Origin of the sequence: Protofrankia sp. CiT1 (assembly GCF_917627335.1) — a bacterium.
Taxonomy (GTDB): Bacteria; Actinomycetota; Actinomycetes; order Frankiales; family Frankiaceae; genus Protofrankia.
Genome location: NZ_CAKJTP010000020.1, coordinates 17,748 through 28,840 on the forward strand (window position 1 = coordinate 17,748; position 11,093 = coordinate 28,840).

Sequence of the window (11,093 nt, forward strand, 5' to 3'; positions counted from 1 at the left end):
AGGCCCGAACTCGGTGGGGATATCCGTCATTACCGGCCGGCGCCCCGGTACGCTCGCCGCGTGACCCGTGCCGCACAGACAGATCCGGATCCCCGCCCCAGCGGCCTACCGGCTAGTAACGTCGAAATCCCGGCGAACCCGGCTGCCGACGACCACCCGGTCACCGATGATCTGGCCCTGGCCCTGGCCCTGGCGGATGCCGCCGACGCCATCACGATGGCCCGTTTTCAAGCTGTTGACCTGCTGGTCGAGGCAAAGCCCGACGCCACTCCCGTGACCGACGCCGACACCGCGGTGGAGGCGATGATCCGGGCCCGGCTGGCGCGGGTCCGGCCCGGCGACGCGGTCCTGGGCGAGGAACAGGGGCTGGTCGGTGAGGCCCGGCGCCGTTGGGTGGTCGACCCGGTGGACGGTACCAAGAACTTTGTCCGCGGGGTGCCGGTGTGGGGGACGCTGCTCGCTCTCGAGATCGACGGTACGGTCGTCGTCGGTGTGGCCAGCGCGCCCGCAATGGGCCGGCGCTGGTGGGCGGCACGCGGTCACGGGGCTCACACCCGGACGGTGGCCGGCGAGATCCGTTCACTGGCCGTGTCAGCGGTGACAGACCTTGCCGACGCCTACCTGTCGTTCGCCTCCATCGAGAACTGGTCGGCGGCCGGTCGGCTGGAGCCCTTCCTCGATCTCGTGGCCGCGGTGTGGCGGACCCGGGCCTTCGGTGACTTCTGGTCGCACATGATGGTCGCCGAGGGAGCTGTCGACCTTGCCTGCGAGCCCGATGTCTCGCTGTGGGACATGGCCGCCCTCCAGGTGATCATCGAGGAGGCCGGGGGCACCTTCACGGATCTCACCGGACGCCCTGGGCCGGCCGGTGGCTCGGTTCTGACAACCAACAGCCGGCTGCATGCCCGGGCGCTGGATATCCTGAACCAGCCTTCCGTGCGGTGACCCGTACCGCGCGCCGTCCGATCGGCTTTGCCCATCGGGGCTCGCCCGCGCTGTTCCAGCGGGAGAACACCGTAGCGGCCTTCCAGCGGGCGTTGGCGGGCGGTGCCGGTGGGCTGGAATCGGATGTGTGGCTCACGGCGGACGGCGTGGCGGTACTGCACCATGATGGCGTGCTCGGACCGCCGGGCCGGCGCCGCCGGCTCAGCGAGACACCGGCCGCGGCGCTCCCGGGGTGGCTTCCACGCCTGGCCGGCCTCTACGCCGCCTGTGGCAACGCCTTCGAGCTCAGCCTGGACCTGAAGGACCCACCCGCCACCGCGCGCCACGCCGTGCGCGCGGTGGTCGAAACCGCCCGCGCGGCTGGTGCGGCGGACCGCCTGTGGCTGTGTGGGGATCTTGACGCGATCCGCTCCTGGCAGTCGATCATCAGCCTGGAGGCGCTGGATGACACGGTGAAATTCGTGAACTCCGCAGCCAGCCGGGAGATCCGCTCCCACCGGGCGATCGGCGGAGGCCTGGAGGCGTACGCGCGACGTGCGGCCGCCGCCGGAGCCACCGTGCTGAACCTGCGTGCCAACGACTGGTCCGCCGCGATGGTGCCGTTGGTGCACGCTCACGGGCTTCTTGCGTTCGGCTGGCATGCCCAGTCGTCCCGAGCCCTGAACCGCCTGCTGGGATTCGGCGTGGACGGTGTCTACTCCGACCACCTCGGCCGGCTTGTACGCGCCACCAACGACGAAGCAACAATCGCGCGTACACGTCACGTGCAGTGACCAAAAAACAACGCCCGATCATCGCCGACAGGAAATAGTCGGCGCAAAATCCAATCACTCAATAAAATCCGAACACAACCGCCAGCACAATCCCCCGCACTGCGCAGAGTGACCAGCTCGACGCATTGGCGTGACCTCGGCCAGGCCTGGTTCACCACCCTGGTTCACCGCGGGTGAATGAGTCCGAGCCGACCACATTCGCATAGCCGAGAGTGCATATTTCATGACTGGCGCCGCTTCGTCGAAACGTTCACTCCTCGGCAGCCACTTTCAGCATCTGCGCCGGAAATCCCGTCCGTTCCGCTACATGTTCGACAGAGTAACCCTGCCGTACCAGGTCACGAGCCTGCTCAAGGGTCCAGCCACGGCCGGGGTCAACCCGGCGAACGACGACCTCACCTGCCTGGCGACGCTCTTCCGGCCAGCTCAGACGCGCACGACGTGCCAACGGTCGACCTCCGATATATCTCTGACTTCAGTTACTACAGCGAGGATAGGCCATATTGGCATGACCGCGCCCGACGAAGTCCACGATAGCGGGCCGCGGTGTCCCAATGCGATAGCGGGTTGGAACAAAGAAGTGGCATCTGTCTCGACGATCCGGCGCGGTAGCCGGTTGAGCGGGATGAAGCGGGTATCATGTGCGGTCAGCGGCGTACGGGTCACGAACCGATCCGCGGTTGTTCGCTCCGGAGAACGTTCCATGGCTCCCAGCCAGTATGAACCTCCCGGGCCAATGGACGCACGGTCATGGCTCTTCCCACAGCTCCGCGGACCTACGGAACCCTGGCTGGGCACCCCGGACGAGGCCGCGCCGAAGATACTGCCCACGATCGGTGGATCCCGGCTCGCCGGCTTCCGTACGCTCGCCGGTGGCGAATCCTCACTTTCCGCCGTGTCTTGTTCACCTCGGCCCACGCGGGACCGGCCCTTCCCCGTGACGGGTGCCGAGCGGCGTGCTCGAAGCCGCGGCCAACGCGCTTTCCTCACCGGTGGCCGCTCTCATCCGCCGGCTCCGGCTTCGGCCCGGCGGCTGCTGCGGGCGACACCCGCTGGAACGCATCAGATCCCGCCACTGGCGAGCCGAGTACGTTGCCGGGCGAGTCGAGGACAAAAACTCCTCCAGCACCGTCCGAAAGCGCTCCGGGTTACTGCGATGCGGGAAATGCCCGGCGTCCGCGAAGATCTCCAACCGGCTGCCGGGCATCGCCGCGTGCAGGATCCGCGCATGTTCAGGCGGGATCACCGCGTCATGCCCACCCCAAATGATCAGAGAAGGCATTCCGGCCGCGAGGTAACAGCGGTCCAACATCGTGATTGCCTGGCCATGGCCGTCCACGGCGGTCCGCAACGTCCGGAGGAATGCCGCTCGAGCGGTGTCCACATGCAGATCTTCCAAGGTGCGCATGAGGTCGTCGACATCGCGCCCCAGATCGGTGTGCAGCCAGCGCAACGCCCGCGTCACCGCCCAACCGATATGGCGCAGGGATGCCGTGGTAAGCAGTGAGAGCACCGCTCCTGAACCTGGAATCGCCGCGGCCCGCAGCAGCGGATGGATGTCGGAACGCACTCCCCCGGTGGCTACCAGCACCACCCGCTCGCACCGTTCGGGAAACTGATAGGCGAACTGCATGGCCACCCCGCCGCCCAGGGAGTGGCCGACCACCGTCACCCGGTCGATGCCGAGTACCGTCAACAGGTCACGCATTCCGCAGGCGTATCCACCAATGGAATAGTCGCCCCGGGGCTTGTCCGACCGGCCGTGCCCGAGAAGATCCGGCGCGATCACCGTTCGGCCGCGGGCAAGCAACGGAATGAGGTCCGCCCAGGTCTGCGAACTGTCCCCGATCCCGTGGATGAGCAACAACGCCGGTCCGTGCCCGGCACGGATGTAAGCCCGACGATATCCGTGCACGGTTACATACCGTATGACATAGCGGGAGGAGCCGGGTGGGCGTGCCCGCTCCGTTTCCGCGCCGGTCGCGGTGCCGGTAAGGTCATCTGGACGATCCGTGGGCACACGTGCCAGGTCACCCGCAACGCGGATACGAGTTTCGCGCATAGCCGCCCTCCGCCTACTCGTCCAGGCCGGCTGGCGGGCAAACCAGACAGTAAAGCCACCAACCAGGTCCGGAAAACCCGTCTTCGGCCTATTGGTCCCACAGCGCCTCCGGCGAGCGCGACGGGACCAGCATCGCGCCGGCTTCGGCTGGTTGGCACCCTGTGCACCTCGACAACGCGGGGATCACCCTCCCACCGCCTTGAGGACGTGTTCCGGAAGCCAGCTGTCCGGCCCGCCGCGTCCAGGCGGCCCCTGGCCGAACGACGACTTCCGAAACACGCCATAGCGCGACCGGTAACAGGGACATGGCGGCGCGAGGCTGGGGCACGTACCTCGCCGCGTTGTCACCGGTCGTTCGTGGCCGCTCAAAACTCGATGTTGCTCATCACGTGCTTGATCCGGGTGTAATCCTCGAGGCCGTAGACTGACAGGTCCTTCCCGTATCCGCTCTTCTTGAAGCCTCCGTGCGGCATCTCGGCAACCAGCGGGAGGTGGGTATTGATCCACACGCAGCCGAAGTCCAGCCGGCGGGCAACCCGCATCGCCCGGGAGTGATCACGTGTCCACACGCTGGCCGCGAGCCCGTATTCGACTCCGTTTGCCCAGGCCACGGCCTCGTCCTCAGAACCGAACCGCTGGACCGTCACAACCGGCCCGAAGATCTCTTGCTGGATCAGCTCGTCATCCTGGCGCAGGCCCGCGATAACCGTCGCCGGGTAGAAGAACCCGGAGCGGTTCAACGGCGCCCCGCCGGTGAGCACCTCGGCATGCCTCGGCGCGCGATCCACCATTGCCTGCACGCGGCCGAGCTGACCGACGTTGTTCAACGGGCCGTAGGCTGCGCTCGGCTCGTCCGGGCCGCCGGTTCTGGTCGCTCGTGCCTGTTCGGTCAGGGCCGCGACGAGATCATCATGGACGCCCGGCGCGGTTAGAATCCTGGTGGCGGCGGTGCAGTCCTGCCCGGCATTGAAGTAGGCGGCGCCCGCGATCCCCGCCGCGGCCGCGGCGACATCGACGTCGTCAAAAACGATCACCGGTGCCTTGCCGCCCAGTTCCAGATGGACCCGCTTGAGGGTGCCGGCCGCCGCCTGGGCAACCTCCATGCCGGCCCGGACACTGCCGGTGACCGACGCCATCGCCGGCAGCGGGTGAGCGATCAGGGCTCGGCCGGTGTCCCGATCACCGCACACCACATTGAGGACGCCCGCGGGCAGGAACTCGGCCGCGATCTCGGCGAGCAGCAAGGTGCTGACCGGGGTCGTCTCCGACGGCTTGAGCACCACGGTGTTGCCCGCGGCGATCGCCGGCGCGAGCTTCCACACCGCCATCATCAGCGGGTAGTTCCACGGGGTCACCTGCGCGCACACGCCCACCGGCTCGCGCCGCGTAAAACTTGTGTACCCGGTCATGTACTCACCCGCCGACCGTCCCTCGAGCAACCGGGCCGCACCGGCGAAAAAGCGGATCTGATCCGCGGCGGGCGGAATCTCCTCGGCCAGGGTGAGCGCGATCGGCTTCCCGGTGTTCTCGCACTCCGCCCGGACGAGGTCGTCCGCGCGTTCCTCGATGGCGTCAGCGAGTGTGAGCAGGGCTCTGGCCCGCTCACCCGGTGTGGTGGCGCGCCAGGATTCGAAGGCGTCCGACGCGGCCCGCACCGCCGCGTCCACATCAACCGCGCCGGATACCGGTGCCTCGGCGAAGACCGCTGCCGTGGACGGGTTCACCACGGGCGTCGTCCGCCCGTCCATAGCCGCGACGCTGGCACCGCCGATGAAATTCGTGAGGATCTTATCCATACGCACTCCGCATCACGCCCCTTACCTGGCGAATCCGGCTAATCCAGCTAACTTGGCCAACCTGGCTCATCCGGCTAACCTGGCTGTCCGCCGCCGGTGGTGCCGGCGAGGTCACGGGCCAACGCCGCGAAGGAGTCGAGGTAGCGGTCAACATCGGCGTCGGAGTGCTGCACCGACAGCGTCCACTCCTCCTCCCGGCCCGGAGCCATCAGGACGCCCCGATTGGCGTTGTAGAGCCAGGCGAGCTCCGGCAGAGCCGGATTCTGGAGCGCCATGAAGGACGTGTAGTCGCGGATCGGGGCATCGGCGAAGTGCACACACCCCTTGGAGCCGATGCCGACCGTGTAGCCAGGCAGCTCGTGGCGCCGGAGAATGTCATCGCAGCCGGCGATGAGCCGGTCGCCCAGCCGATCGAGATGGGCATACGCCTCCGGGGTGAGGACCTCCAGCAGGCTGGCCCGGGCAGCGGCCATGACCAGTGGGTTGCCGTTGAACGTCCCCACCTGTTTGACCCGGCCGCAGGCAACGGCCGCCATGATGTCCGCCGTGGCGCCGATGGCCCCGGACGGCAGCCCGCCGCCGAGCGCCTTGGCCAGCGTGATCATATCCGGCAGCACGCCGAAGCGTTCGGTGGCGCCCCCGGCCGCCACGCACAGACCGGTCTTGACCTCATCGAAAATCAATATCACGCCGTGCCGGCGAGTGATGCTCCGGACAGCCTCCAGATAGCCGGGCTCGGGCAGGACCACGCCGAGGTTCATCATGGCCGGTTCCATGATCACACAGGCTGGCGGACGCCCCTCGGCCACCAACGCCTCAATCCGCCGCTCCATGGCCGGGGCGTCGTTGAACGGCACCGGCACAGTCAGATCGATCACTGTCGATGGAATGCCCTCGCCGTAGGCAAGCGACGCCATGTGATCGACGGGGCCGATGTCCTCGTAGGGGGTCCCGATCGAGACCATCACGTAGTCATGATGACCGTGGTAGGAACCGAAAATCTTGACGATCGTCTCGCGTCCGGTCACCGCCCGGGCGATTCGGATCGCATCCATGGTCGCTTCCGACCCCGAGTTGACATAGCGCCACTGCGGCAGCCCGAAGCGGCGGACCAGTTCCTCACTAACGATCACCGAATCCTCGGTCGGCATCGCGAAGTGGCTGCCCAGGCCTATCCGCTCACGCACCGCGCGAACAATGGCCGGGTGCGCATGCCCCTGCACCATCGAGCCGAAACCATTGTGGAAGTCGGAATACTCGGTTCCGTCGACGTCCCACACCAGCGAGCCCCGCCCGTGCGTCAGGTAGATCGGCCAGGGGTCGCGGGCCTGGTAGGACGACGGCACCCCACCGGTCATCGACCGCAGCGCCCGGTCGTGCATCGCCCGGGAGCCCGGGGTGCGTTCGGCCAGCCGGCGCTCCTCCTGCCGGGTGAGGGCAGCAGCGCGCTCGGCGATGCCGGCGGGCGCCGCGTATGCCCTCGACTCGGATATCGTCCCGCCCATGTTCCCGCTCCCCTTCCGGTAGCCAGGTACGGAAAGCGTAGCCCGCCCCGGCCACCGACAAGGGAATCCACGGAACACTCGAGCGGGGAAAATGCCGGGCCCGCACCGCGTGTTCCGCTTCGCGCAACCGTGCGACTGCCACCACCCGAGATCCGCTCCTGCCGTTCAGGACCCGATAAGGAAGACTTTGTCCCAGGAACGTAAGCCGAGCGTCGCGAGGGCCGCGCCGGAACCCCTCCTCGACGACATCAACAAAGCAATCATCGAACAGCTCCAGGAGGATGGCAGGCGCTCCTATGCGGCCATGGCCACGGCCGTGGGCCTGTCCGAGGCCGCGGTCCGCCAGCGGGTCCAGCGGCTGCTCGACTCCGGGATCATGCAGATCGTCGCGGTGACCGACCCGCTGCGGGTGGGCTTCCGGCGTGAAGCCATGATCGGCGTCAAGGTGTCGGGCGACGCCCGGGAGGTGGCCGACATCATCGCGGCGCTGCCGGAGGTCGATTACGTGGTGCTCACCGCTGGATCGTTCGATCTCCTGCTGGAGATCGTCGCCGAGGATGATGAGCACCTGCTGTCATTGATCAACGACAGCATCCGCGCGCTGCCGCAGGTACGGGAGACCGAGACGTTCGTGTACCTGCGCTTGGTGAAGCAGACCTACACCTGGGGCGCGCGCTGATCCGAACGGTTACGCACGGACACGACTCAACGCGGGGATGGACGCGCCGCGGGGACAGATACCGCATAGCGTGGACCATCCAGGAAAGGAGCCCGATCACCGTGCACATCACGCCGTCAAGGACCGGTGGCTCCGCCGCTGGTACCGATCCGACCACGGCGCCGTACCCGCTCCTGCACCCGTTTGCCCGCCCGGCGGCAGCCCAGGACTCGTTCATCCGGATCGTCTCCGGCAGGGGCGCGCACGTCGTGGACGACTCCGGCCGGCGCTACGTCGATGCCCTGGCGGGCCTGTGGTACTGCGCGGCCGGGCACGGCCGCACAGAGATCATCGAAGCGGTGACGGCGCAGCTGCGCACGCTGGACGCCTTCCACCTGTTCGAACGCTTCAGCAACCCGCCGGCGGAAGCGCTCGCCGAGCGGCTCGCCGAGCTGGCGCCCATGCCCGCTGCCCGGGTGTTCCTGACCTGTGGCGGATCGGAAGCGGTGGACACCGCCATGAAGATCGCCCGCCTGGCGCACGCCGTCACCGGCGAGCCGGAACGAACGATCATCATCAGCCGATCGCCGAGCTACCACGGCGTGACCTACGGCGGCATGAGCCTGACCGGGCTTCCCGCGAACCAGGCCGGCTTCGGTCCCGGTGTCGGCAACATCGTCCACGTGGGCAAGGACGACCTCGACGCGGTGGCCGACGTCATGGCGAGCAAGCCCGGCCGGGTGGCCGCGGTCATCGCCGAGCCCGTGATCGGGGCCGGCGGCGTGTATCCGCCCCGCCCCGGCTACCTCACGGGCCTGCGGGATCTCTGCGACGCCCACGGCGCCTTTCTGATCATGGATGAAGTGATCACCGGTTTCGGCCGGCTGGGCGGCTGGTTCGGTGCTCAGCACTTCGGCGTCCGGCCTGACCTCGTCACGTTCGCGAAGGCCGCGACCAGCGGCTATCAGCCCCTTGGTGGCGTACTCATCGGCCCCGCGGCGCACGAGCCGCTGCGCCGCCCGGACGTCGTACTGCGCCACGGCGGCACCTATTCCGGGCATCCGGCGGCGTGCGCCGCCGCGCTGGCCAACATCGCCGTCCTCGAGACCGAGGACCTGCCAGGCCGGGCATCCGTGATCGGCGAGCGCCTCGCGGCCGGGCTGCGGGCGGTAGCGAGCACGCACGGTCTCAGCGACGTCCGCGGCCACGGCGCGATGTGGGCGGTGGACCTGCCCGACGGCCCGACCGCCACCGAGATCCGCGACCGGATGCTCGCCCATGGTGTCATCGTCCGCCCGCTCGGCACCTCCACACTGGCCTTCTGCCCCCCGCTGGTCATCGACCTCGCCGACGTGGACCTGCTCTCGGCCGCCCTCGCCGCGGCCCTGTCGGGCCAGTGAGCCCGCACAGCGTTGAGTGGCCGGCGGCTGGTCAGGTTTGGTAGATCGGCTGGAACAGCGCATTCCACTCGGCGGCCTCGGCCCTGTCCAGAACGCGATAACGGCGCAGCCGGGCAAGGTCTGAACGCGTGGGAAAAACCAGCGAGCTGTTGGCCGTGGCGGTCAGCTGGGTCCGCTGGTCGCCGCTGGCCGCGACCGCGTCTCGCAGGATCCGGTCACGCGCGAAGGGGACGGGCGTGATGTAGTTGATCCCCTCGGCGAGCTTCGCGGCGACGTCGGGCTGGTAGGCGAAGTCCATAAAAGTGATCGCATCCACCGGATGGGGCGCGGTGACCGGGATGCACATGCTGTCCGTCCACAGAATCCCGCCCTCCTCCGGAACGACGAACCGCAGGTCCGCCCCTTCGGAATTGGCCTGGAAAATATCACCCGACCACGCCATGGACAACCACACCTCCCCTTTCTTGAGTGGCTCGATGTAGTCCTGCTGGTAGTAGTTGCGGACGATATGATCGGCACGCTGTCTGCGCAGGGCATCGGCGGCTTTGTGCCAGTCCGCCGGAGTGGAGGTCTCCGGCATGATGCCCAGCCCCACCAGAGTGAAGTTCGGGAGATCCCGAACATCTCCGAACATCCCGACCCGGCCCGCAAAGGCCGGGTCGAACAGATCGTTGAAACTCCTGATCTCACGGCCGGTGCGGTTCAGGTCGTAGGCGATCCCCGTGATTCCCGACTGCCAGGCAACCGTGAACGTGTTGTCCCGGTCATAGGACGGGCTCACGACGGTCTCGTCGGCGTTGGCGTAGAAGGTGGGCAGCCGGTTCCTGTCCAGCGGCGCCAGGTAGTTCAGCCGGATGAGCTCCGCGAGCACCTGGCCGTTGGTGATGACCATCAGATCGTGGCCGATCGGACGCCCCGCCTCGAGTAACGACTGGATGCCCGCGTAGAACGACTCGTCGTTGTCGATGACCTCACGGTAGGAAACCGTGATTCCGGTTGTCCGGGTGAACAGATCAAGCGTCGGGTGGCCGTTCTTCTGGCCGGGGAACGTGTCGATGTACAGCGGCCAGTTCGCGAAGTCCAGATGGCCCGCCCTGCTCCGGCCGGCCCAATAGTCGGTGACGGAGCGTTCGGGCAGGGGGCTCGGCCCCGTCGGCGCCGGTGGCGGAGCCGCCTGTTGCGATCCGCACGCGGCCAGCAGGACGCCGCCGCCCGTCAATATGCCGGCCAGCCGGAGGAGCTCCCGCCGTCCAAGGGCGGCCTGGGCACCCGCAGGCCCAGACCGCGGCGCTGCCGGCTGTCGCATCGCCATCCGTGGCCTGGTCAGGCCGCGCAGCAGAGCCGGGTGACATGAATTATTTGGATCATTCCGATGATTTCCAAGCACGTCGACGGCGGGCCGTTCGGACATCGTTGACATCGCAGCCATCCTTTTGCGAACTGTTGCTTGACAGTCGAACTACCGTTGGCACAAAAAATCAGAACTCCCTTCGCCGACATTCAACTGCGTGTCCGTATCGTCACTATCGGGACCACGGTGTAGCCGGATGTCACCGGAACGACAGCGGGAGTCCAACGGGATCGCGAGGATGCCGCTGGACCGGTCGCGTTCTGGACGCCGGGCCAGGACAACCCCGACCGGCCAACGGGAGTCCAACAAGTGCGTCGGCCAAGAGCAACTCGGTTCGGGAGGAGTGGATGACCATGGCCCTGGTGCGCCACGATCCACATGATGGCGTCCTCACTACCCGGATCGGCCAGGCTGAGATCACCGTCCGGCCGGAACCACCCGCGGCCTCGGGGCAGGCCGCGGTGGTCCTGCTGCGGCTGGACACGCCCATGCTCGACACGATGTCCGCCGCGTACCTGACGCCTGAAGAAGCTCGCGCCCTCGCCGACGTACTGCTGCGATCAGCCGACCTGCTGCGTCCGGCGAGCCCGTGGCACCCCCCTC

At 67.7% G+C, this 11,093-nt stretch carries 10 protein-coding genes; 5 read left to right on the top strand and 5 right to left on the bottom strand.

Annotated elements, in window-relative coordinates; translation table 11 throughout:
* The first annotated feature begins 126 nt into the window (after window positions 1–126).
* Window positions 127–945, top strand: a complete 819-nt coding sequence (gene hisN, locus MJ785_RS05775; protein ID WP_239310137.1) for a histidinol-phosphatase — start codon at window positions 127–129, stop codon at window positions 943–945.
* Window positions 942–1,718, top strand: coding sequence for a glycerophosphodiester phosphodiesterase (locus MJ785_RS05780; RefSeq protein ID WP_239310126.1), 777 nt, complete (start codon window positions 942–944; stop codon window positions 1,716–1,718). Before hisN ends, MJ785_RS05780 begins: the two co-directional genes overlap by 4 nt.
* Before the next feature lie 250 nt (window positions 1,719–1,968).
* Here the strand turns inward: MJ785_RS05780 and MJ785_RS05785 are convergent, their stop codons facing one another.
* From MJ785_RS05785 to MJ785_RS05800, 4 genes are all read right to left on the bottom strand, one after another.
* Entirely contained in the window at window positions 1,969–2,166 is a 198-nt protein-coding gene (locus tag MJ785_RS05785; protein WP_239345848.1) for a hypothetical protein, read from the bottom strand.
* A gap of 456 nt (window positions 2,167–2,622) precedes the next feature.
* Window positions 2,623–3,780 carry an alpha/beta fold hydrolase gene (locus MJ785_RS05790; protein WP_239310127.1) on the bottom strand — a complete coding sequence of 386 codons (1,158 nt, stop codon included), beginning with the start codon at window positions 3,778–3,780 and terminating at the stop codon, window positions 2,623–2,625.
* Window positions 3,781–4,145: 365 nt separating this feature from the next.
* The gene (locus MJ785_RS05795; protein WP_239310128.1) at window positions 4,146–5,576 is read right to left on the bottom strand and encodes a gamma-aminobutyraldehyde dehydrogenase; all 1,431 of its coding nucleotides are present in this window, start codon (window positions 5,574–5,576) and stop codon (window positions 4,146–4,148) included.
* 74 nt (window positions 5,577–5,650) lie between these two features.
* Window positions 5,651–7,081 (bottom strand): aspartate aminotransferase family protein, encoded by a 1,431-nt coding sequence (locus MJ785_RS05800; RefSeq protein WP_239310129.1) that lies wholly within the window; start codon window positions 7,079–7,081, stop codon window positions 5,651–5,653.
* A gap of 187 nt (window positions 7,082–7,268) precedes the next feature.
* On the opposite strand from MJ785_RS05800, the gene MJ785_RS05805 reads away from it, so the two are divergent.
* The gene (locus tag MJ785_RS05805; RefSeq protein WP_239310130.1) at window positions 7,269–7,760 is read left to right on the top strand and encodes an Lrp/AsnC family transcriptional regulator; all 492 of its coding nucleotides are present in this window, start codon (window positions 7,269–7,271) and stop codon (window positions 7,758–7,760) included.
* Window positions 7,761–7,861: 101 nt separating this feature from the next.
* Window positions 7,862–9,139, top strand: a complete 1,278-nt coding sequence (locus MJ785_RS05810; RefSeq protein ID WP_239310131.1) for an aspartate aminotransferase family protein — start codon at window positions 7,862–7,864, stop codon at window positions 9,137–9,139.
* Window positions 9,140–9,170: 31 nt separating this feature from the next.
* On the opposite strand, the gene MJ785_RS05815 is transcribed toward MJ785_RS05810, so the two are convergent.
* Window positions 9,171–10,559 carry a spermidine/putrescine ABC transporter substrate-binding protein gene (locus tag MJ785_RS05815; protein WP_239310132.1) on the bottom strand — a complete coding sequence of 463 codons (1,389 nt, stop codon included), beginning with the start codon at window positions 10,557–10,559 and terminating at the stop codon, window positions 9,171–9,173.
* 284 nt (window positions 10,560–10,843) lie between these two features.
* On the opposite strand from MJ785_RS05815, the gene MJ785_RS05820 reads away from it, so the two are divergent.
* A partial coding sequence (locus MJ785_RS05820) for a hypothetical protein (protein ID WP_239380152.1) occupies window positions 10,844–11,093 on the top strand: 250 nt, incomplete at its 3' end.

Coding starts and splice junctions, on each gene's coding strand:
- MJ785_RS05790 (WP_239310127.1), bottom strand. CDS start 3,780: ATGCGCGAAACTCGTATCCGCGTTGCGGGTGACCTGGCACGTGTGCCC.
- MJ785_RS05795 (WP_239310128.1), bottom strand. CDS start 5,576: ATGGATAAGATCCTCACGAATTTCATCGGCGGTGCCAGCGTCGCGGCT.
- MJ785_RS05800 (WP_239310129.1), bottom strand. CDS start 7,081: ATGGGCGGGACGATATCCGAGTCGAGGGCATACGCGGCGCCCGCCGGC.
- MJ785_RS05815 (WP_239310132.1), bottom strand. CDS start 10,559: ATGTCAACGATGTCCGAACGGCCCGCCGTCGACGTGCTTGGAAATCAT.